Below are 22266 nucleotides of genomic sequence, written 5' to 3'. Positions count from 1 at the left end.
TGTAGCCATCGCCATCGGCCATGCGCCGGCAGCGGCGGTGGTGTGGCGGCGGCCCACCCGCTGACGTCGGCTGTGCGCCGGTCGCCTGGCGGACGTCGGCTGTGCGCCGCCGCCTGCCCCGGCCACCAATCCGTGCCCCGGCTGCCTGCTCCGGCTGCCGGTCCGTGCCCGGGCTGCCGGTCCGTGCCGGGCTGCCGGCTCCTGCCCCGGCCGCCTGTCCCAGCCGCCTGCCTGACCACGGTGTGTCGGCGGTCCGCCTGTCGGGGGTCAGCTGGTCGGGGTGGGGGCCGGCGAGGTGGGGGTCGGGGCGCTCCCGGAGGGGGACGCCGACTCCGATGCGCCCCGGGTCGGGGTCGGGGTGACCGGGACGTCGGCGCCCTTCGCCGGGTCGCGGATCACGTGACGTTCCAGGTTCACCTGGGCCTGCCCGGTGCCGCCGACCGTGATGTCGTCGTACGCCTGGAGCAGCTTCTCCTGGTCGAAGTAGAGCACCGACATCGACAGCGGGGTTGGCTTCTCGCCTTCCAGCCCGCGTAGGCCGGCACCGCCGGTGGAGCCCTCCACCATCAGCTGGGTCGGCTGCTGGCCGTCCGCCTGCGGCAACTTCGACATCTGGCGGGCGTGGGTGTGCCCGGCCAGCACCAGTGGGCAGGTGCCGGAGAGCGGCCCGGCCGACGCCGGGTCGTGCACCAGCGCGATGTTCACCGGTCGCGGTGAGCTGCGGATCGTGGCGGCCAGGGTCTCACCGGCCCCGATGACCTGGTCGGCGACCTGCGCGGTGAGACCGCTGCCGGCCGGCGAGGTCTCCTTGTCCGGGGTGAACCGGGGGTCCCCGATGCCGGCGATGGTCAGCCCGGCGACCGTGGTGGTCGAGTTGTTCAACACCACCGCGTTCGGCTGCCGGGCCACCGCCGCGGCTGTCCTGGGTGAGTCGTGGTTGCCCCGGATGTAGACGTACGGCTTCTTGAGCAGGCCGATCGACCCGACGTACGACGCCTCGGGTTCGCTGCCCCAGTCGGTCAGGTCACCGGTGTCGATCACCACGTCTATGCCGAACTGCTCGACCACGGTGCGGATCAACTGCCAGCCGGTCGGGTTGAGGTGCATGTCGGAGACGTGCAGCACCCGGGTGGTGCCCGGCGCCGGCTCGTACACGGGCAGGGCCGAGACCGTGGTGTAGAGCTGGCTGACGTTGCCGACCAACCGTTGCAACTGCTCGGCGTAACGGCTGTAGTCGTTGGCGATCCGCCGGGCGTCACCGACGATCGCCGGGGCGTTGACCAGCAGCCCCTCGTACCGTGGCTCCTCGATGGCCTGCGGGCGCAGGGTGCCCGCGGCGAGCCCGAGGCTGCCGACGGTGACCACCAGGGCCACCCCACCGGCCCAGGCGGTCCGCCGGGCGTCCCGGAAGACCAGAGCCGCCAGGATCAGGGTGACCAGCACCGCCGCGCCGAGGGTACGCAGACCGAGCCGCAGCACCCCGTTACGGACGTCCGTCACCGCCGACTGGCTGGCCCGGCTGATGCTGGCCGGGTCGTCGATCAACGCCTCGGTCTTACGCTGGTCCAGCGCCCCCAGGCCCACCGTCAGGTGGGTCGGACCCTGGTGGCTGTCGAGCTGGAGCGCACCCAGCGGGGGGATGTCGACGGTGGTGCCGCCCCGCACTGCCGGCGCGAGGGTCAGGTCGGCGCGGAACGGGCCGATGTCGGTGCTGACCCGACCACCGGCGAACACCCCGATGACCGTTCCGGTCAGCGCGACCAGCAGCACCGCCAGCACCACGCCGGCCCGGCGCATCCCCCTTGACCGGCCGGTGGGCCACCGGGGCGACCAGCGCCGCTCACGCCGGGCGGGGGTGTCGTCGTCCCCGGGCCCGCGCTGCTCGTTCTCCTGACCGTCCATGCTGAGATTCTGACCTGCCCACTGAAAGATCTTGGCAAACCTGGCGGACGGGCGGCCGATCCGCCCGGTACCTGCCCTGCTGTCCGAACGTCGGCGTGTCGTCAGCTCCGGCCGGCACCACCGTCGGCGAAGACCAACCGCAGCAGCCGGTCGTCCTCCGGCACCGGCCGGCCCCGCCCGTCGTGGTTGGAGGTGGAGACCCAGAGCGAACCGTCCGGGGCGGCGGCGACCGCCCGCAGCCGCCCGTACTTCCCGGTGAGCAGTTCCCGGGGTGCGCCCAGCACGGTGCCCGTGTCGGTCAACTCCACCAGCCAGAGCCGCTCGCCGCGCAGGCAGGCGGCGGCCAACAGCCGGCCCGTCGCGGCCAGCCCCGAGCAGGACGCCTCGTCGGTGCCCCACTGCACGATCGGGTCGACGAACCTGCCGTCACCCGCCTGACCCTCCACCGTCGGCCAGCCGTAGTTGGCGCCCTTGTCGATCCGGTTGATCTCGTCCCAGGTGTTCTGTCCGAACTCGGTGGCGTACATCCGCTTGCCCGCGTCCCAGGCCAGTCCCTGCACGTTGCGGTGCCCCAGCGACCAGACCGGCGAGCCGGGGAACGGGTTGCCCGGGGCCGGCTTGCCGTCCGGGGTGATCCGCAGGATCTTGCCGGCCAGGGTGGCCCGGTCCTGCGCGGCGGCCCGGTCACCGGCGTCGCCGGTGCTGACGTAGAGCTGCCCGTCCGGGCCGAAGGCGAGCCCACCGCCGTTGTGGTTGCCGGCTTTCGGGATGCCGGTCAGGATCGGCGTGGGTGCGCCACCCAGCGTCAACCGCGCCACCCGGTTGTCCTGCTCGGTGGTGTAGTAGACGAACACCGACCGGTCCTGCGCGTACGCCGGGGAGACGGCGATGCCGAGCAGCCCCGCCTCGCCGGACGCGGCCACCCCCGGCACGGTCTGCGCCGGGGTGACGGTCAACCCCTGCGGCCCCGACTCCGGCCCGACCTTGAGGATCCGGCCGCTGTCCCGTTCGGTGACCAGCGCCGCCCCGTCGGGCAGGAACGCCATCCCCCACGGCACCCGCAACCCTTTGGCCAGCACCGTGGCCACCACCTGCTGCTCGGGGGTGTTCGCCGACGCCGACGGGGTCGGCAGGTTGGGTGGTTCACCGGCCGGATCGGGATCCGGCGGGCCGAGACTGCACCCGCTCAGCAGCAGCGCGACACCGGACGTCGCCAGGGCCGCGCGGACCCGGGCGGTGCGGGGGTACGGGAGACGGGCGCTCACCCGGCCCAGCCTAGCCCGCGAATCGGGGCCCGCCGGGCCACCGGGAACGGCCCACCGGTCGGCGACCGCCTCAGCGGGCCCGGATGGCCAGCAACGCCACGTCGTCCTCACGCCGCTCCTCCGAACCGAGCAGCAGGTCGCACAGGTCGGCGGCGGGTCGGACCCCGGCGGCGGTGACCCGTTCGCACAACTGCGCCATGCCCTCGTCGATCGGCTGGTCCCGCCGCTCCACCAGCCCGTCGGTGTAGAGCAGCAGGGTGTCCCCGGGGGCGAGGAGCACCCGTGCCCCGGTGCGGGGGACCGGCCGGGTCAACCCCAGCAGCGGTTCCCGCCGACCGTCGAGCAGTCGTACCGTGCCGTCGGCGGTGACCAGCAGCGGGGCGGGATGGCCGGCGTTGCACCAGGTGACCGCCACCCCGTCGGGGACCGGCCGCAGCCGGGCCAGCACCGCCGTGGCGGCGGTCGGGATGCGCAGCCCGGAAATGGTGGCGTCCAACCGCCGCATCAGCTCGTCGACCGGATCGGTGCGCCCGTACGCGTTGCCCCGGACGAGGTTGCGCAGCTGACCCATGGTCGCGGCGGCCTCGATGTCGTGGCCGGCGACGTCCCCGATCGCCGCGACCAGATCGCCGTCGGGCTGCACGAAGGCGTCGTACCAGTCGCCGCCCACCTCCACCCGGTCGGCGGCCGGCTGGTAGCGGGCCACCAGCTCGACCCACGGGCTCTGCGGCAACTGCGGGAGCATGCTGTGCTGCAGCACCTCGGCGACGTGCCGTTGCTCGCCGTAGATCCAGCCGTTGCCGACCGCCTGCCCCGCACGCCGGCCGATCTCCAGCGCGGTGCCGAGGTCGTCGTCGTCGAAGGCCCGCCGGTCGGGCCCGGCGACCAGGGTGACCGCGCCCATCGCCGTACCCCGGCCGGGGGCCGGCACCGGCACGGTCAGGTGTGAGGCGAAGCCCAGCCGCTCGGCGAGGGTCACCAGCTCCGGCTCGTCGCTGGCCTGCCGGACGTCGTCCAGGTCGGCGACGTGGCGCAGCACCGGCTGGCCGGTCCGCAGCACCGTCCGGGTGATCGAGGCCGGGCCGAGCCGGCGCAGCGCCAGCTCGCCGAACCGGGCGGCCTCGGCGGCGCGGGCCGGATCGCGGTGCACGGTGTTCACCCACCGGGGGGTGCCAGCCTGGTCGACCAGGGTCACCATGGCCCAGTCGGCCAGCAGCGGCACCACCGCGTCGGCCAGCCGCGCCACGGCCGTCTCGACGTCGAGCGTGCCGGCCAGGGTTTCGCTCAGCGAGGCGAGCAGGTTGAGCCGGTCGTGCGCGTGTTCGACCAGCCGGCGGGCCTGCTGGGCGGCGTCCAGGGCGATCCGCAGCCGCAGCTCCGAGGAGCAGGCCGCCGCCAGGTCGGCAAGCGTCCGCAGCTGCGCCTTCGTCCACGCCCGGGGTTTGCTGTCGATCGCGCACAGCGAGCCGAGCACCCTGCCGTCCAGGTCGGTCAACGGCATCCCGGCGTACGCGACGACACCCAGTTCCGGCACGGCCAGGTTGTCCCGGACCCGGGGGTAGAGCCGGGCGTCCGGCAGCACCAGTGGGATCTCGGTGTCGATCACGTGTTGGCAGAACGAGTGGCTCAACGGGGTCTGCCGGCGGGCGGCCCACGGGTCGGGCAGCCCGACCGCGCCGGGAAAGAACTGCCGGGTCTCGGTGACCAGGGAGACCAGCGCCACCGGCACGTCGAGCAGGTCGCTGACCAGCCGGGCGAACCGGTCGAACGCCTCGTCGGGCGCGGCGTCCAGCCCGGTGTCGGTCAGCGACCGCAGTCGGGCCGGGTCGGCCAGCGCGGCGATCCCGACGGCCGGCCGTTCGCTGCGCTCGGTCATCGACCACCTGTCTGCCTGGACGGGGGACGCCGATCGACGTCCGACCCCCGGTTATACCCGCCCCGACCGTCGCGCGCCCGGGGAGGTGGGCGACATCGCCCGGTGTGGCGTCGGTGGGCCGGCCCCTCGGAACAGCCTGCCGACGGAGGGCTATCGTCGGCACGCGTGAAGGTATGGATTGCGCATCCTGTCGGTGTCGAGCTGCTCGGGGCGGTGCCGGCCGGTGTCACCGTACAGCCGTGGACCGATCCGGAGAATCCGCCCGGCGACCCGACCGGAGTCCGGTTCTGGGTGCCGCCGTTCCTGGCCGGGGTGGACACCACGGCGATGCTGGGCCGGCTGCCGGAGCTGGCGGTGGTGCAGCTGCTCTCCGCCGGGGCGGACGCCTGGGCCGGCCGGGTGCCCCCCGGGGTGACCCTGTGCGACGCCCGGGGGGTGCACGACGCCGGTACCGCCGAGTGGGTGGTCACGGCGATCCTCGCCCAGCTGCGGGGCTTCCCGGAGCTGGCCCGCGCCCAGTCGCGGCGGGAGTGGGCGTACGACCGGGTCGCGCCGACCGACGAGCTGACCGGCAAGCGGGTGCTGATCGTGGGGGCCGGTTCGATCGGTGCGGCGGTCCGGGCCCGGCTGGCCCCGTTTGACGTCACCTTCACCCTGGTCGCCCGGACCGCACGGCCGGCGGAGGGGGTGCACCCGGTGACCGAACTGCCCCGGCTGCTGCCCGAGGCCGACGTGGTGGTGCTGCTGGTGCCGTTGACCGAGGCCACCCGGGGGTTGGTCGACGCCGGTTTCCTGGCCGCCATGCCGGACGGGGCGCTGCTGGTCAACGCCGCCCGGGGCCCGGTGGCGGACACGTCGGCGCTGGTCGCGGAGCTGACCTCCGGCCGGTTGCGGGCGGCGTTGGACGTGACCGACCCGGAGCCGCTGCCCGCCGACCATCCGCTCTGGGGGTTGCCGAACGTGCTGCTCACCCCGCACGTCGCCGGCTCGGTACGGGGGCTGCTGCCCCGGGCGTACCGGCTGGTGGGGGAGCAGTTGCGGCGGTTCGTCGCCGGGGAACCGCTGGTCAACACGGTGGTCGACGGCTACTGACGCCGTCGGTCGCGGCGGGCCGGCCGCGGTGGACCGGCGGTGGTCGCGGACCGGTGGTGGTCGCGGGGGCCGGCCGGCCCGGCGTGGGCCCCGGGGTCAGTGGGCCTCGGGCAGGGACTGGCCGGTGATCGAGATCAGGCGGGGCAGGTCGACGCCCCGGACCGCCGGCAGGGGCAGGTGCTGCCCGTCGGCGAGCCGGACGACGGCCCGGCCGCGCGGGTCGGCGGCCAGCTCGACGACCTGCTCCCAGGGGATGCGTCGCCCCCCGGCCAGCGCCCGCAGGCGCAGCTCACGCGGGTCGGCGTCGGTGCCGGAACGCCAGGCCCAGATCGCGACGGTCAACGGGACCAGCAGCACCGGCAGCAGGTACCACCGGGCGGCGGCCAGGGGCAGCGCGCCGATGGTGGCGATGACGGCCGCGACCAGGATGGCCTGGTTGTGCCGGAAACGGATGGTGTCGGCGCGACTCACCCCCCGATGATCCCACCCCTGGCCGGGATGGTTCCGGCCGGGCGGTCGACCAGCCGGGGACGACCGCGGCTGGTGACGCGGATCACGGTTGGCGGGCATAACCCGTGTGGTGGCGAATCGTTGAACCGCTAACCCCCGTCATACCGCCCCGTGTTCCCCCTCACGAAGGCGACCGCCGTGACCGTCGCTCACCTCCTCCGTCGCTTCCCGTCCGCGCCGACCACGCTGTCGGTGCTGGTCGCGCTGCTGGCCGGTGCCAGCCTGGCCGGTCTCCTCCGGCCACTGGCGGCGACCACCATGGCCGGCGCGGTCGGTTGTGCCCTGGCCACCGTCCGGCTGTTCCGGTCGGCCGCCACCTCCCGTCGGTCCCGCCTGGCCGCCGCCCCGCTCAACGTCGCGGTGACGGTGGTCGGGCTGACCGTGGCGGTGTTGCCACTGGTGCCGACGTCCTGGCGGGCCGGGGTCGTGGCGACCGGGTTCGGCGTGGTCGCCCTGGCCGGTGCGGTCGGGCTGCTCCTGCTGCCCGGCCATGTCCGGTTGAGCTCCCGGGCCCGGCTGCGCCGTGGGGTGGACGTGCTCGGGTCCGGCACCGCCCTGCTCTTCGCCGGCTGGGTGCTGGTCCCGCCCGGCCCGGTGCCACCGGTGGTCCGGGTGGTCACCGTGGTCGGCGCGGTCGGACTGGCCGGGCTGCTGGTGAGCGCGCTGGCCGACCGCCGTCGTCGCCCGGGGGCGGCCCGCTGCCGGGTCGGGGTGGCGGCCGTCCTGCTCGGGCTGGCCGTCCTGGTGGGGCTGTTCGCCTACCGGGCGTCGGAGGTGTCGCTGCTGACGGCGGTGCCGTTGCTGGTCGGTGGGGCGTTGCTGACCGCGGCGGGGATGGCCCGGGTCGCGGCGGGCGACCCGGCCGACCCGGCGGGTCCGCCGCCGGCCTGGCCCCGGGTGACGGCACCGGCGGTGGTGGCCACCGTGGCGGCGGGCGGGCATCTGGCGTTCGCCGACGGGTTCACCCCGACCGCTGTCCTGCTGGGGCTGGCGGTGATCCCGTCGCTGGTGGCCCGGGAGTTGATCTCCGTGACCGACAACCGCCGGTGGGCCGGGCGGCTGGCCGCCCGGGAGGCGTACTTCCGGACGTTGGTCTCCGGGGGTCGTGACCTGGTGGTGGTCCTCGACGACGGGCTGCGGGTGCAGTGGCTCTCGGCGGCCGGTGAGCGCTGGTTCGGGCTGCGCCAGGACGACGTGTGCGGGCTGCCGCTGGCCGGGTTGCTGCACCCCGACGACGCGCCGGGGGTCCTGGCCCGACTGGCCGCCCGGTCCGACGGCGGTGCGCCGCCGCTGCTGGTGGCCCGGATGCGTACCGGCGACGGCGGCTGGCGGGAGATCGAGTCGACGGTGAGCGACCAGCGTGCGGTGCCGGAGGTGGCCGCGGTGGTGCTGCACGTCCGCGACGTCGGGGACCGTCGCCGACTGGAGCGGGAGCTGCGGCGGGTCGCGGCCACCGACCCGCTCACCGGGTTGGCCGACCGGCAGGAGCTGCTGCGCGTGCTCGGCGCGCGGGGTGGCCCACCCGGTGCCCTGCTGCTGGTCGACGTGCACGTGCCCGTCCCGACGCAGGGTGGTCCGGCGCCGGTGGGCAGCGACGCCCTCCTGGTCACCACCGCCCGCCGGCTGCGCGACGTGGTCGGCCCCCGGGACCTGGTCGCCCGGTTGTCCGCGGAGGAGTTCGCGGTGGTCACCGACGCCGGGTCGGTGCCGGCGTACGCGTTGGGCGAACGGCTGCTGGCCGCATTGACCGAACCGTGCCTGGCACCGACCGGGATGGCCCGGTTGCGGGTCGGCGTGGGCCTGACCGAGCTGACCGGGGCGGCACCGCAGGACGTGCTGCGCCAGGCCGACCTGGCCCGTCGCCGGGCCGTGCAGCTGGGTCGCAACCGGATCGAGTGGTACGACGCCTGCCTGGAGGAACAGCTGGTCCGTCGGCTGGACCTGGAACGGGAACTGCCCGGTGCGGCGGCCCGGGGTGAGCTGGACCTGGTCTACCAGCCGGTGCTGGCGTTGGCCGATCGGCGGCCGGCCGGCATCGAGGCGTTGCTGCGGTGGCGCAGCCCGGTGCTGGGCACGGTGCTGCCGGCCGAGTTGCTGCCGGTCGCCGAGGATCTGGGTCTGCTCGGTGAGTTGGGGCGGTGGGTGCTGGACCGGGCCTGTCGGCAGCTCGCCGACTGGTCGACCGGGGGGCGGGAGCTGTGGTTGGCGGTCAACCTGACGTTGGCCGAGCTGTTGGCCCCGGATCTGGTGCCCCGGGTGGAGGCGGCCCTGGCCGGGCACGGCTTGCCGGCGGAACGGCTGGTGCTGGAGATCGCCGAGTCGAGGCTGGGCGCGGACCTGCCGACGGTGGTGGCCCGGTTGGCCGGGCTCCGGTCGATGGGGGTGCGTGTCGCGTTGGACAGTTTCCGGGCGGAGCACGCCTCCCTGGCGCAGTTGCGTCGGTTGCCGATCGACCTGCTCAAGGTGCAGCCCCGGCCGGCCGGGCCGGATGCGGAGACCCGTCCGCTGATCGACGTGGTGGTGGGCCTGGGGGAGCGGTTGGGGGTGACCGTGGTGATGGCGGACCTGGAGTCGGAGCCGGAGGTCGACCGGGCGACCCGGGCCGGCTGCCGGTACGGCCAGGGCTTCGCGTTGGCCCGTCCGGCCACCGCCGAGCGGGTCGAGGCGTACTTCGAGGAGTTCCCCACGTCCTCCCGGTGACCTGCGCCGGTACGACCTGACTTAACCGGTTCACCTGACCCGGGGCGGTGCGGTACTGCCGCGCGGGGTCAGGTGCGCCGTCTCGTCCTGGAGCCCGCCCACCGACTCCCCGGCGATGACGGCGAGCAGTTGACGGGCCGCGTGCGCGCCGTAGGCGGGGATGTCCCGGCCGAGCGCGGTCAGCGGCGGGTGCACCAGTTGGCACAGGGGCGAGTCGTCCCAGGCCACGATGGACAGATCGGCGGGTACGCCGAGGCCCATCTCCTGCGCCACGGAGAGCCCGGCGATCGCCATCACGTCGTTGTCGTAGATCACCGCGGTCGGGCGTCGGGCGGAGCTGAGTAGCCGCCGGGTGGCGCGGGCGCCCTCCTCGCCGGTGTAGTCGGACCACACGGTCGCCGCGTCGGTGAGGCCGAGCCGGCCGCACACCTCGGCGAAGGCGTCGGTGCGGATCTCGGTGTGCAGCAGCGAGGGCAGCCCACCGACCCGGGCGATCCGGCGGTGGCCGAGGGCGACCAGGTATTCCACCGCCTCGGCCAGCGCCGCCGCGTCGTCGGCCCAGACGTGGGCCAGGGTGCCGGTGTGCCCCGGCCCGCCGATCACCACGGCGGGCAGTTGCAACTCCTCCAGGGCGGGCACCCGGATGTCGTTGGTCCGCAGGTCGCAGACGAGGACGCCGTCGACGCGCCGCTCGGCCCACCAGCGCCGGTAGACCGCGATCTCCGCCTCCTGGTCGGCGACCACCTGGAGGGTCAGGGCGTACGACCGGGCGGAGAGTTCGGCCTCGACGCCGCTGATCAGCTCCATGAAGAACGGTTCGATGCCGAGTATCCGGGCCGGTCGGCACAGGGCCAGGCCGACCGCGTCGGCGGTGGCGCCGGAGAGTGCGCGGGCGGCGCTGCTGGGGCTGAAGCCGATCTCGGCGGCGATCGCCAGGATGCGTTGCCGGGTGGCCTCCGAGACCCCCGGTTGCCCGTTGAGCGCGTACGACACCGCGCCCTTGGACACTCCGGCGCGTCGGGCGACGTCGGCGATGGTCGGCCGCTTCACCGGTGTGTCTCCTCCACTTCTCACGGCCTGGGTGGGCCGTCGACGGGGGCCGGGATCACCGGCGGTGCCCACGCTACCGGTGCCTGGTCCGGTCGACGCTCCCGGCCGGGGTGCTCCGCCATTACCGCTGAGCGGGATTCGCTTGCCCGGTTAAGCGTACGCGGCGGGAGGTGCGTGGCGGCGGTATACCAGCGCGCCGAGCAGGGCGGGAGGCGCTCCGGCCCTGCCCTCACGGGCCGATGGGCACGCCCAGGTTGCCGGTTCGAGGTGCTGTTGACCGGCCGTTGACACCGTGTGGGGTGGCCCGTACGGTGGCCTCACTTATCCGGTTCAGTCAACGCCTGTCGATGTCATGGGCGTCCCCGATGTGTGCGCGGAGGATGAGATGAGACGGTCCTGGACCCACTGGGCGCGCGCGGCGGCGGTCGGCGTCGTCAGCCTGACGATGGTCGCCGCGTGCAGCGGCCGGAGCACCACCGACTCGGGCGGCGGAGGCGGCCAGGTCACCCTGAAGATCAATTTCTGGGGCGACTTCGGTCTCCAGGACCTCAAGACCCGCTACGAGGCCGACCACCCCAACGTCAAGATCCAACTCAACTCGGGCGAGTACAACGCCCAGCACGAGGATCTCCAGAAGAAGCTCGTCGCCGGTTCCGGCGCGGCCGACATCGCCGCCATCGACGAAGGCTTCATGGTCCAGTTCCGCAGCCAGTCCGACAAGTTCGTCAACCTGCTCGACAAGGGCGCCGGCTCCTACGAGAGCAAGTACCTGCCGTGGAAGTGGAAGCAGTCGTTGTCGGCAGACGGCAAGACCCAGATCGGCCTCGGCACCGACGTCGGCGGCCTGGCCATGTGTTACCGCACCGACCTGTTCGCCGCCGCCGGGCTGCCCACCGGGCGGGACCAGGTCTCCGCCCTCTGGCCCACCTGGGACAGGTTCATCCAGGTCGGCCAGCAGTACACCGGCCGGACGAAGAAGAAGTTCCTCGACTCCGGCACCAACCTGTTCAACCCGATCCTCGGCCAGCAGCCCGTCGGCTTCTACGACGACCAGGAACAGCTCCGGATGGAGCAGGGTCCCAAGGTCGCCTTCGACTACACGATCACGGCGGTCCAGGCCGGACTGTCGGCCAACCTGGCCAGCTTCCAGGCCGACTGGGACAAGGGCTTCACCGCCGGCTCGTTCGCCGTCCTCGCCTGCCCGGCGTGGATGCTCGGCCACATCAAGGACACCGCGCCCGGCACCCAGGGCAAGTGGGACATCGCCGCGGTGCCCGGTGGCGGCGGCAACTGGGGTGGCTCGTTCCTCACCATCCCCAAGCAGGGCAGGCACGTCGACGAGGCATACCAGCTGCTGGAGTGGCTGGTCCAGCCGGAACAGCAGATCGAGATCTTCAAGAAGGTCGGCAACCTGCCCTCGCAACCCGCGCTCTACGCCGACCCGGCGATCGCCGATTTCAAGAACCCGTTCTTCAACGACGCGCCGGTCGGGCAGATCTTCCCCAAGATGGCGCAGGGGCTGACCCCGCAGTACCTGGGCAGGAAGAACGGCCCGACCCGGGTGGCCGTGGAGAACGTCATCAACCGCGTGCAGAACAAGACCCTGAAGCCGGACGCCGCCTGGGCCGAGGCGGTCAAGGAAGCCGAGAAGGCCCGCACGTCCTGACCGTCCGCCAGCCCCGTCCCGTCCCCGGAGGTGTCCCGTGCCCACCACCCGAGCCGCGCCGCCGTCGAGTCACCACCCCGGGTCGGCATCCGCCGCCGGGACGGGTCGCCCGTCAGGCTGGCGCGACCGGCTGTACCGCTTCGACATGCGCTACCTGCCGTACCTGATGATCGCGCCGTTCTTCCTGCTCTTCGGGGTGTTCGGGCTGTTCCCGTTGCTGTTCAACGGGGTCGTCGCGCTACGCAACTACCGGCTCGACGACCCGACCCTGCCCTACTGGGCCGGCGTCGCGAACTTCACCAGGCTGCTCGGCGACGAGGACTTCTGGAACGCGCTCTACAACACCTTCGGCATCTTCCTGCTCTCCTCGGTGCCCCAGTTGCTGCTGGCGCTGGTGGTCGCGTCGCTGCTCAACCGCAAACTGCGGGCGCAGACCTGGTGGCGGGTCGGGGTGCTGCTGCCGTACGTCACCCCGATCGTCGCCTCGACGATGGTGTTCAGCGCGTTCTTCTCCCGCAGTTTCGGGATGGCGAACTGGCTGCTCGCCGAGGTGGGCATCGGCGGGACGGGGGACGCGGCGATCGACTGGCGGGCCGACAAGCCGCACGCCTGGATCGCCATCGCCACCATGGTCAACTGGAAGTGGATCGGCTACAACGCCCTGCTCTACCTGGCCGCCATGCAGTCCATCCCGCGTGACGTCTACGAGGCATCGGCGATCGACGGGGCCGGCCCGTGGCGGCAGCTGTGGCGGATCACCGTACCGATGATCCAACCGGTCATCGTCTTCACGGTGGTGCTGTCCACCATCGGCGGGCTGCAACTGTTCACCGAGCCGATGCTGTTCGACCTGAACGCGCAGGCCGCCACCGGCGGACCGAACGGCGAGTGGCAGACCATCGCCCAGCTCATCTACAAGGTCGGCTGGAAGGACCTCAACCTCGGCTACGCCGCGGCGATGTCCTGGGCCCTGTTCCTGATCATCCTGCTGGTGACCGGCCTCAACATCCTGCTCACCAACCGCCTCTCCGGGGGACACCGATGACCGCCGTCGCACCGCCACGGCCCACCGGGCCGGCACGCAGGCGGCGCCGGCCCGCTCTGTCGGGGCGCGCGCCGCAGGACACCCCGGCCGGTCTCGGCACGTACCTGCTGCTGTCGTTGACCTTTCTGTTCGCCGCGTTCCCGCTGTACTGGATGTTCGTCATCGCCACCAGCGACGACGAGGCGCTGGCCAAGCTGCCCCCGGCGGTCGTCCCCGGCAACCGGTTCCTGGCCAACCTGGAGGAGGTCTTCTCGCTCCAGGACGTCTACTTCGCCGCCTCCCTGGTCAACAGCGTCATCGTGTCGACCGTGGTGACGGCCTCGGTGCTGTTCTTCTGCTCGCTGGCCGGGTTCGCCTTCGCCAAACTGCGGTTCCGGGGCAGCGACACGCTGATGCTCCTGGTGGTGCTCACCCTCACCGTCCCCAACCAGCTCGGCATCGTCGCGCTCTACATCGTGATGGGCCGGCTCGGTTGGAACGGCACCCTGCTGGCGGTGATCGCGCCCGGTCTGGTCACCGCGTTCGGGGTGTTCTACATGCGGCAGTTCATCGTCAACGGCGTGCCGGACGAGCTGGTCGAGTCGGCCCGGGTCGACGGGGCGACCACCATGCGGATCTACCGCAGCATCGTGTTGCCGGCGATCCGCCCGGCCCTGGCCGTGCTGGGCCTGCTCACCTTCGTGGCGACCTGGAACGACTTCCAGTGGCCACTGATCACGCTCAGCGGCACCGACTACCCGACCTCGATGGTGGCCGTCTCCGATCTGGCGAGCGGCAACTACGTCATCTACCGTCGGGTGCTCGCGGGGGCGTTCATCGCCACGGTGCCGCTGCTGGTGATGCTCTTCGTCGGCGGCCGGCAGATCGTCCGGGGAATCATGGAAGGCGCGGTGAAATCGTGAACCGTCTGGCGTTGCACGAGGGTTGGCAGTTGCGCGCGGTGTCCGGGCCGCAGGTGCCCGACGCCGTCGCCGGGCGGTCGATACCCGCCACCGTGCCGGGGTGTGTGCACACCGACCTGCTCGCCGCCGGCCTGATCGACGACCCCTACCTCGACGACAACGAGACGGCGTCGGCCTGGATCGGCCGCACCGACTGGGAGTACGCGACCACCTTCGTGCACCGGCCCGGCGACGACGACCGGGTCGATCTGGTCTGCGCCGGGCTGGACACGGTCGCCACGATCACCCTCAACGGCGTCGAGGTCGGCCGCACCGCGAACATGCACCGGTCGTACCGGTTCGACGTGACCCCGGCGTTGCGGCCGGGGGAGAACACCCTCGCCGTCCGGTTCGACTCGGCGTACCGCTATGCCGGGGAGCAGCAGGAACGGCTCGGCGACCGGCCCAACGCCTACCCGGAGCCGTTCGCGTTCATCCGCAAGATGGCCTGCAACTTCGGGTGGGACTGGGGGCCGACGGTGGTGACCGCCGGGATCTGGCAGGAGATCGGGCTGCACGCCTGGTCCACCGCCCGGCTCGGCACCGTCCGTCCACTGGTGACTGTCGTCGACGGCCGGGGCCGGGTCGAGCTGCACGTCGAGGTCGAGCGGGTGGCCGACGTGCCACTGGCCGTCCGCGCCGAGGTCGCCGGGGTGACCGGCGAGGCGACCGTCGCGGCCGGGCGGCGTACGGCCGCGCTGACCCTCACCGTCGCCGACCCCGAACTGTGGTGGCCCCGGGGGTACGGCGCACAGCCCCTGCATCCGCTGACGGTGACCCTGGCAACGCCCGACGGTCGCCCGCTGGACACCTGGTCGCAGCGGATCGGGTTCCGTTCGGTACGCCTGGACACCACCCCCGACGCCCACGGCACCCCGTTCACCCTGCACGTCAACGACGTGCCGGTGCTGGTGCGGGGGGTCAACTGGATCCCCGACGACGCGTTCCCCACCCGGGTCACCCGGGACCGGCTGGCGCACCGGTTCACCCAGGCCGCCGACGCCAACGTCAACCTGCTGCGGGTCTGGGGCGGCGGGCGTTACGAGTCGGACGACTTCTATTCCCTCGCCGACGAGCGGGGCCTGCTGGTGCAGCAGGACTTCCTGTTCGCCTGCGCGGCCTACCCGGAGGAGGAGCCGTTCGGCACGGAGGTCGAGGCGGAGGCGCGGGAGCAGGTGACCCGGCTGGTCGGGCATCCGTCGCTGGTGCTGTGGACCGGCAACAACGAGAACATCTGGGGCTGGCACGACTGGGATTGGCAGGAGCCGCTGGCCGGGCGCACCTGGGGGCGGGGCTTCTATCTGGACCTGCTGCCCCGGGTGGTGGGCGAGCTGGACCCGACCCGCCCGTACTGGCCGGGCAGCCCGTGGTCGGGTGTCGAGGACATCCACCCCAACGACCCGGCGCACGGCACCACCCACATCTGGGACGTGTGGAACACCGACGACTACACGAAGTACCGCGAGTACGTCCCCCGGTTCGTCGCCGAGTTCGGCTACCAGGCGCCCCCGGCGTACGCGACGCTGCGCCGGGCGTTGTCCGACGAGCCGCTGGCGCACGACTCGCCGGGGATGGCCCACCACCAGAAGGCGGCCGACGGGGACGCCAAGCTGCAACGGGGTCTCGACGCGCACCTGCCCGTCCCGGCCGATTTCGACGACTGGCACTACCTGACCCAGCTCAACCAGGCGCGGGCCATCCAGTTGGGGGTGGAGCACTTCCGGTCGCACCGGGACGTCTGCTCCGGCACCATCGTCTGGCAGCTCAACGACTGCTGGCCGGTCACCTCGTGGTCGGCCGTCGACGGTGACGGCCGCCGCAAACCCCTGTGGTACGCGTTGCGCCGGGCGTACGCCGACCGGTTGCTCACCGTCCAGCCCCGCGACGGTGGGCTGGCCCTGGTCGCGGTGAACGAGACCGGTGACCCGTGGCGGGCCCCGGTGACGGTGACCCGGTCGACGTTGACCGGCGAGCCGAGGGCGAAGACGTCGTACCCGCTCGACGTGCCGGCGTACGCGGCGGTGGCGGTGCCGTTGCCGGCGGACCTGGCGGTGGCGGAGGAGGAACGCCGGGAACTGCTGGTCGCCGAGGCCGGTGCCAGCGCCGAGCGGGCGTTGTGGTTCTTCGCCGAGGACCGGGACGCGCGGTGGCCGGCGGCCCGTTTCGACGCGACGGTGGAGCCGGTCGTCGGCGGGCAGCGGGTCCGGGTCACCGCGCGGACCGTGCTGCGTGACCTGACGCTCTTCCCGGACCGGCTCGACCCGGCCGCCGAGGTCGACGCGGCGCTGGTCACCCTGCTGCCGGGGGAGTCGGTGACGTTCACGGTGACCTGCGGTGCGCCGCTGGACCCGGCGGCGTTGACCGCCCGGCCGGTGCTGCGCTGCGTCAACGACCTGGTCGACGACGCGGCTTTGGCTCCGGCTGCGGAGAGCTGACCGGACTACCCGGGTGCCCGTTCCACAGGCCCGGCCCGGCCACCCCGACCCACGCCGGGTCAGCAACCCGGCGGCGGCCGGAGCCAGCAGGCCAGCGGCGGCCGGAGTCCGGCTCCCGTTTCGGCGCGGGGGAGGAGGGCTCCGGTCCGCCTCTTGACAGCCCCGACCCGATCAGCGAGGGTCGATGCGTTCCGGGTGCGGCGGCGCGCTCCTCCCCTCGTCTGCGAAGGGCAGCCGTGATGTCGCCTGCGTTCACCCGCCGTCAGCTGATCCGCCTCGGCGGGGCCACCCTCGTCGTCGCCGCCGGCACCGGTCCCGGGCTTCCTGCCCCGGCCGCCGGCACCGGCTTCGGCCTGCCGGCCCTGACTGCCGGCACCGTCACCGTCGACCTGGTGGTCTACGGGGCCACCTCGGCCGGCATCGTCGCCGCCGTGCAGGCACACCGGTTGGGGCGCACCGCAGTGATCGTCGAACCGGGCAGCCACGTCGGCGGGCTCACCACCGGTGGGCTCGGCTACACCGACAGCGGCACCAGCGCCGCCATCGGCGGTCTAGCCGGGGAGTTCTACCGTCGGGTGTACGCCAGGTACCAGGGTGTCCCGGTCACCCCCGACTCGCCGATGCGGCTGGTCTTCGAGCCGCACGTGGCCGCCGGGGTCTTCGACGAGCTGCTCACCGAGCACGGGGTGCCGGTCTACCTGAACGCGCGGCTGACCGCCGTGCAGCGCAGTGGGGACCGGATCACCGGCCTGGTCACCGACAATGGGCAGCTCTTCACCGGTCCGATGTTCATCGACGCGACCTACGAGGGTGACCTGATGGCCGCCGCCGGGGTGGCGTACACGGTCGGACGGGAGGCCAACACCGCGTACGGCGAGACGATCAACGGGGTGCAGCTGCGCGGGGCACACCAGTTCACCCTGCCGGTCGACCCGTACGTGGTGCCGGGCAGCCCGGCCAGCGGGCTGCTCCCCGGCATCTCCGCCGCCCCGGTCGGGAGCAACGGCACCGGTGACGACCGGATCCAGGCGTACAACTTCCGAATGTGCCTGACCCAGGCCGCCGGTCGGGTCCCGTTCCCGCAGCCGGCCGGCTACGACCCGGCCGACTACGAACTGCTGCTGCGGTACGTGCAGGCCGGGTACACCGGGCCGTTCTTCACCACGCAGAGCGTCGGTGGCGGCAAGACCGACTCGAACAACACCGGGGCGTTCTCCACCGACTTCATCGGCGCGAACTACGCCTACCCGACGGCGACCCGGGCGCAGCGGGACAGCATGGTCGCCGACCACCTGACGTATCAGCAGGGGCTGATGTGGTTCCTGGCCAACGACCCCCGGCTGCCGGCGTCGGTCCGGGCGGGGGTGGCCCGCTGGGGCCTGGCCGCCGACGAGTTCACCGCCACCGGCGGGTGGCCCCCGCAGCTCTACGTCCGCGAGGCCCGCCGGATGGTGTCGGCGTACGTGATGACCGAGCGGGACTGCCGGGGCAGCGTACGGGCCGCCGACTCGGTCGGGTTGGCCAGCTACACCATGGACTCGCACAACTGCCAGCGGGTGGTGGTCGACGGGTTGGTGAAGAACGAGGGCGACGTGCAGGTCGGGGTGCCCGGCCCGTACCCGGTCAGCTACCGGTCGATCGTGCCGACCACCGGGCAGTGCGCCAACCTCCTCGTCCCGGTCTGCCTGTCGGCCAGCCACATCGCCTACGGCTCGATCCGGATGGAACCGGTCTTCATGATCCTCGCCCAGTCCGCGGCGACGGCGGCGCTGCTGGCGGTGGATGCCGGGGTGCCGGTGCAGCAGGTCGACGTCGCCGCCCTCCAGGCCCGGTTGCGCCGGGACGGGCAGATCCTGAGCTGGCCGCCCACCGCCGACGGCGAGATCGTGGTGGACAACCGGGCGGCCGGGGTCACCCGGGCCGGAGTCTGGGTGGGCAGCACCGCCATCGGCGGCTACTGGGGGTCGGACTACGAGCACGACGGCAACACCGGCAAGGGCGTCAACCGGCTGCGGTTCACCCCCGCCCTGCCGACGGCCGGGAGTTGGGCGGTCCAGTTGCGCTGGACGGCCGACCCGAACCGGGCCGGCAACGTCCCGGTCGACGTGGTGCACGGCGGTGGGGTGACCACCCGGCTGGTCGACCAGCGCACGTCGGGTGGGCAGTGGGTGTCGCTGGGGACGTACCAGTTCCCGGCGGGTACGGCCGGCAGCGTGCTGATCCGCACCGAGGGCACCGACGGTTACGTGGTCGCCGACGCGGTCCGCTTCGTCCCGGCCTGACCCGTCGGCGGTGTTGCGGCCGTGCTGGCGCGTCGAGTACGTTTTGCGGCACGCCGTCGAGCCGGAAGGAGGTCAGAACAATGTCCGATGTTCTGCGCCCCCTCCGCGTCCCGGCGTCCACGCGGATCTGACCGGGGCGTTCGCTTTCCGGAGGATTCCCCATGACCGACCTGGTCATCCGCCCGCTCGTCGCGGGCGAGGAAGATCTGTTCGAGTCCATGCCCGACCCGCTGCCCCAACTGCGCAAGGTCGGTTACGCCGACGGTGTCGCCGGGGGTGGCTACCGGCCCGAGCGCACCTGGATCGCCCTGCGGGACGGCCGGGTGGTGGGCCGGGCCGCGTGGCTCCTGCCACCCGGGGCTGCCGGCACGCCCTGGTTGGACCGCTTCGACCTGGCCGCCGGGCCGGAGGTGGGTGCGGCACTGCTGCGCGCGGCCCACGAGGCGCTCGGTGGTCCGCACCGGTACTACGCCGGCCTGCCGGCGCACTGGCGGCGTCGGCCGGAGGTGCTGGCCGTGGTCCGGGCACCGCTGGCGGCGGCCCGGCTCGCCGGGCTGGTCGAGCGGGGTGAGCGACTCCGGTGCTCGTGGGCGGGCACCCCGCTTCTGGCACCCTCCGGCCGTCGCGCCTTCCGTCCGGCCACCGACACCGGCGAGATCGACGCCCTGGTCGCCCGGATAGCCGACCCGGACGTGCTGACCGGCCGGGAGATCGCCCAGGCGGTGGCCGGGGTGGACCTGGCCACGGATCCACGGGCCTGGCTGGCCGGCCCGGCCACGACCTGGCGGGTCGCCCTGGCCGCCGGGGAGCCGGTGGGGTTGGCCGGGCCGACCGGGGATGCCTGTTTCCCGATGCTCGGCTACGTCGGCGTGCTCGATCCGTCGGCGCGCGGCGACCTGCTGGCCGACTCGGTCGCGGCGTTGGCGGCCGACGGCGCCCGGGAGGTGGTGGCCGACGTGGACGCCCACCGGGTGGCGGTGGTCGCCGAGCTGGAACGCACCGGTTTCCGGCAGTTGCGCTCCCGGTTGATCTTCGAGCCGGCCGGCGGTGCGCTGTCGGCGTCGACCAGTGATCCGGGGCGGCCGCGCTGACCACTGCGGCCGTGCTTGGTCGGCCGGGCGTCGACTGATCGTTGCGGTGTGCCCCCGGGCAGGTCCGCCGGGGGCACACCGCGCGATCCGCCCCGAAGCGGGAGTCACGAACCACGCGACAGGTGAATTGAAGAATTCTGCAAGTGCTAAAGTCTTCACGTCGTCGAACGGGAAGAAGGTCGCCGGTGTCGGTGCCGCTGTACCAGGCCAAGGCGGAGCTGTTCCGCACCCTCGGTCACCCCGTACGCATCCGGGTGCTCGAACTCCTCCAGGACGGGCCGAAGCCGGTCCGCGACCTGCTCGCCGTCATCGAGGTCGAGCCGTCCAACCTGTCCCAGCAGCTCGCCGTGCTGCGCCGGGCCGGCATGGTCACCTCCTACCGGGACGGCCCGCTGGTCATGTACTCGCTGAGCACCCCCGACGTGGCCGACCTGCTGGCCGCCGGCCGACGCATCCTCGGCACCGTCCTCACCGACCGCGACGCCCTCCTCGACGAACTCCGCACCGGCACCGCCACCGCCGACCCGGTCGCCGGCAGCACCGCAGCCACACCCGCCGCCGGACCGTCCGGTCCCGTCGTGGCCGGCGACGGGCCTCGTACCCCCGCCACGAACGGCCCACCGACCCGGCCCGGCCGGTGAGCGCCGCCGCCGTCGCCGACCGGATCCTCGGCCTGCTGCCCGACCGCGCCGACTGGCAGGCGGTACGCCGGGCACCCCGCCGGGACCTGGTCGCCGGGCTGACCGTGGCCGTGGTGGCCCTGCCGCTCGCCCTCGCCTTCGGCGTCACCTCCGGGCTGGGTGCGCAGGCCGGGCTGGTCACCGCCGTCGTCGCCGGGGCGGTGGCGGCCGTGTTCGGCGGCTCCCACCTCCAGGTCTCCGGCCCCACCGGGGCGATGACCGTGGTGCTGGTGCCGGTGGTGCAGCAGTTCGGCCCGACCGGGGTGCTGATGGTCGGCGCACTGGCCGGGCTGCTGCTGATCGCCCTCGCCCTGGCCCGCCTCGGCCGCTACGTCCGCTACCTGCCCACCCCCGTCATCGAGGGCTTCACCGCCGGCATCGCCGTGGTCATCGCCCTGCAACAACTCCCCGCCGCGCTCGGGGTGACCGACGCGCACGGCGACCGGGTCTGGGCCGTCGCCGCCGACGCGGTCGCCCGGTTCGTCGTGCACCCCCGGCCGGTGGCGCTGGCCGTCGCGCTCGGGGTGGCGGCGCTGATGCTGCTCGGCGCACGCTTCCGGCCCGGCGTACCCTTCTCGCTGCTCGGGGTGGCCGCCGCTACGGTGCTCGCCGAGACCGCCCCGGTCGACCTGGTCCGGATCGGGGCGTTGCCGCAGGGGTTGCCCGCGCCGTCGCTGGGCTTCCTCGACCCCGGCGCGGTCGGCGTGCTGCTGCCGTCGGCGCTGGCGGTGGCCGCGCTCGCCGCGCTGGAGAGCCTGCTGTCGGCCACCGTCGCCGACGGGATGACCGTCGGGCAACGGCACGACCCGGACCGGGAACTGTTCGGTCAGGGCCTGGCCAACCTCGCCTCGCCGCTGTTCGGCGGCATCCCGGCCACCGCCGCGATCGCCCGCACGGCGGTCAACGTCCGCGCCGGGGCGTCGTCGAAACTGGCCGCGTTCACCCACGCGGTGGCGCTCGCCGCGATCGTCCTGGCCGCCGCCCCGCTGGTCGGCCGGATTCCGCTCGCCGCGCTGGCCGGGGTGCTGCTCGCCACCACGGTACGGATGGTCGAGGCCGGTTCGCTGTGGGCGTTGGCCCGCGCCACCCGGGGCGACGCCCTGGTGCTGGTGCTCACCTTCGTCGTCACGGTCGCCTGGGACCTGGTCACCGCCGTCGCCGTCGGGGTGGCCGTGGCGGTGGTGATCGCGCTGCGCGCGGTGGCCCGCAGCGCCCGGCTGGAACAGGTCCCGCTCGACCGGGGGGAGCACAGCGCCGAGGAGCACGCCCTGCTGGCCGAGCACATCGTGGCCTACCGGCTGGACGGCCCGCTGTTCTTCGCCGCCGCGCACACCTTCCTGCTGGAGTTGTCCGAGGTCGCCGACGTCCGGGTGGTCATCCTGCGGATGTCGCGGGTGTCGGCGCTGGACGCCACCGGCGCACACGTGCTCGGCGACGCCGTCCGGCGACTGCGGGGCCGGGGGATCACCGTGCTGCTCTCCGGCATCACCCCCGACCACGACCAGGTGTTGGCGACCCTCGGGGTGGCCGACGAGCTGCGCCGCGCCGGGCTGGTCTTCGCCGACACCCCGGCGGCCATCGCCCACGCCCGGGACCTGCTGCGCGGCACCGTCACCACCTGACGGTGGCCGGCCGGCGCACGCGGCGGTGGGCGACCACCGTCACCCACCGCCGCCCGGTGGGCGGCGCGCACCTCGCCGCCCCGGCCGGCCCGCAGCCGCCCCGGTCAGG

The 22266-nt window shown here is 73.5% G+C and carries 14 protein-coding genes and 1 pseudogene; 10 read left to right on the top strand and 5 right to left on the bottom strand.

Going from position 1 to position 22266, the window contains the following annotated elements; translation table 11 throughout:
• Positions 1-267: 267 nt before the first annotated feature.
• The 3 genes from JQN83_RS12630 to JQN83_RS12620 all read right to left on the bottom strand — a co-directional run bounded on the left by JQN83_RS12630 (position 268) and on the right by JQN83_RS12620 (position 5043).
• Complete coding sequence (locus tag JQN83_RS12630) at positions 268-1902, bottom strand: metallophosphoesterase (RefSeq protein ID WP_208567301.1); 1635 nt, start codon at positions 1900-1902, stop codon at positions 268-270.
• Positions 1903-2003: 101 nt separating this feature from the next.
• Positions 2004-3167 (bottom strand): PQQ-dependent sugar dehydrogenase, encoded by a 1164-nt coding sequence (locus JQN83_RS12625; RefSeq protein WP_208567300.1) that lies wholly within the window; start codon positions 3165-3167, stop codon positions 2004-2006.
• Between the two features lie 70 nt (positions 3168-3237).
• Positions 3238-5043, bottom strand: a complete 1806-nt coding sequence (locus JQN83_RS12620) for a GAF domain-containing SpoIIE family protein phosphatase (RefSeq protein ID WP_208567299.1) — start codon at positions 5041-5043, stop codon at positions 3238-3240.
• A 165-nt stretch (positions 5044-5208) separates the two neighbouring features.
• On the opposite strand from JQN83_RS12620, the gene JQN83_RS12615 reads away from it, so the two are divergent.
• Positions 5209-6135, top strand: a complete 927-nt coding sequence (locus JQN83_RS12615) for a 2-hydroxyacid dehydrogenase (RefSeq protein ID WP_208567298.1) — start codon at positions 5209-5211, stop codon at positions 6133-6135.
• Between the two features lie 96 nt (positions 6136-6231).
• On the opposite strand, the gene JQN83_RS12610 is transcribed toward JQN83_RS12615, so the two are convergent.
• Complete coding sequence (locus tag JQN83_RS12610; RefSeq protein ID WP_208567297.1) at positions 6232-6606, bottom strand: PH domain-containing protein; 375 nt, start codon at positions 6604-6606, stop codon at positions 6232-6234.
• Between the two features lie 177 nt (positions 6607-6783).
• On the opposite strand from JQN83_RS12610, the gene JQN83_RS12605 reads away from it, so the two are divergent.
• A complete protein-coding gene (locus JQN83_RS12605; protein ID WP_307799209.1) occupies positions 6784-9345 on the top strand; it encodes a putative bifunctional diguanylate cyclase/phosphodiesterase in 2562 nt (853 codons plus the stop codon).
• 30 nt (positions 9346-9375) lie between these two features.
• Here JQN83_RS12605 and JQN83_RS12600 read toward each other — a convergent pair whose 3' ends face one another.
• Positions 9376-10395, bottom strand: a complete 1020-nt coding sequence (locus JQN83_RS12600) for a LacI family DNA-binding transcriptional regulator (protein WP_208567296.1) — start codon at positions 10393-10395, stop codon at positions 9376-9378.
• 385 nt (positions 10396-10780) lie between these two features.
• On the opposite strand from JQN83_RS12600, the gene JQN83_RS12595 reads away from it, so the two are divergent.
• The 8 genes and pseudogenes from JQN83_RS12595 to JQN83_RS12560 all read left to right on the top strand — a co-directional run bounded on the left by JQN83_RS12595 (position 10781) and on the right by JQN83_RS12560 (position 22157).
• Positions 10781-12061: an ABC transporter substrate-binding protein gene (locus JQN83_RS12595; protein ID WP_208567295.1), complete on the top strand. Its 1281-nt coding sequence runs from the start codon at positions 10781-10783 to the stop codon at positions 12059-12061.
• Positions 12062-12098: 37 nt separating this feature from the next.
• Complete coding sequence (locus JQN83_RS12590; RefSeq protein WP_372444016.1) at positions 12099-13106, top strand: carbohydrate ABC transporter permease; 1008 nt, start codon at positions 12099-12101, stop codon at positions 13104-13106.
• Positions 13103-14008 (top strand): carbohydrate ABC transporter permease, encoded by a 906-nt coding sequence (locus JQN83_RS12585; protein WP_244252305.1) that lies wholly within the window; start codon positions 13103-13105, stop codon positions 14006-14008. Before JQN83_RS12590 ends, JQN83_RS12585 begins: the two co-directional genes overlap by 4 nt.
• Positions 14005-16482, top strand: a complete 2478-nt coding sequence (locus JQN83_RS12580) for a glycoside hydrolase family 2 protein (RefSeq protein WP_208567294.1) — start codon at positions 14005-14007, stop codon at positions 16480-16482. Before JQN83_RS12585 ends, JQN83_RS12580 begins: the two co-directional genes overlap by 4 nt.
• 239 nt (positions 16483-16721) lie before the next feature.
• Positions 16722-18764, top strand: coding sequence for an FAD-dependent oxidoreductase (locus tag JQN83_RS12575; RefSeq protein WP_208567293.1), 2043 nt, complete (start codon positions 16722-16724; stop codon positions 18762-18764).
• 161 nt (positions 18765-18925) lie between these two features.
• Positions 18926-19855: an acetyltransferase gene (locus JQN83_RS12570; RefSeq protein WP_208567292.1), complete on the top strand. Its 930-nt coding sequence runs from the start codon at positions 18926-18928 to the stop codon at positions 19853-19855.
• A gap of 185 nt (positions 19856-20040) precedes the next feature.
• Positions 20041-20361: pseudogene (locus JQN83_RS12565) on the top strand (ArsR/SmtB family transcription factor); the annotation flags it as partial.
• A 131-nt stretch (positions 20362-20492) separates the two neighbouring features.
• Positions 20493-22157, top strand: a complete 1665-nt coding sequence (locus JQN83_RS12560; protein ID WP_208567291.1) for a SulP family inorganic anion transporter — start codon at positions 20493-20495, stop codon at positions 22155-22157.
• Positions 22158-22266 lie beyond the last annotated feature (109 nt).

The organism is Micromonospora antibiotica, assembly GCF_017599305.1.
In the GTDB taxonomy this organism is placed as follows: domain Bacteria; phylum Actinomycetota; class Actinomycetes; order Mycobacteriales; family Micromonosporaceae; genus Micromonospora; species Micromonospora antibiotica.
Note: the sequence above shows the minus strand (reverse complement) of the source record. Positions and strands in the feature narration are given on the sequence as shown.

Coding starts and splice junctions, on each gene's coding strand:
- JQN83_RS12585 (WP_244252305.1), top strand. CDS start 13,103: ATGACCGCCGTCGCACCGCCACGGCCCACCGGGCCGGCACGCAGGCGG.
- JQN83_RS12575 (WP_208567293.1), top strand. CDS start 16,722: ATGTCGCCTGCGTTCACCCGCCGTCAGCTGATCCGCCTCGGCGGGGCC.
- JQN83_RS12570 (WP_208567292.1), top strand. CDS start 18,926: ATGACCGACCTGGTCATCCGCCCGCTCGTCGCGGGCGAGGAAGATCTG.
- JQN83_RS12595 (WP_208567295.1), top strand. CDS start 10,781: ATGAGACGGTCCTGGACCCACTGGGCGCGCGCGGCGGCGGTCGGCGTC.
- JQN83_RS12620 (WP_208567299.1), bottom strand. CDS start 5,043: ATGACCGAGCGCAGCGAACGGCCGGCCGTCGGGATCGCCGCGCTGGCC.
- JQN83_RS12630 (WP_208567301.1), bottom strand. CDS start 1,902: ATGGACGGTCAGGAGAACGAGCAGCGCGGGCCCGGGGACGACGACACC.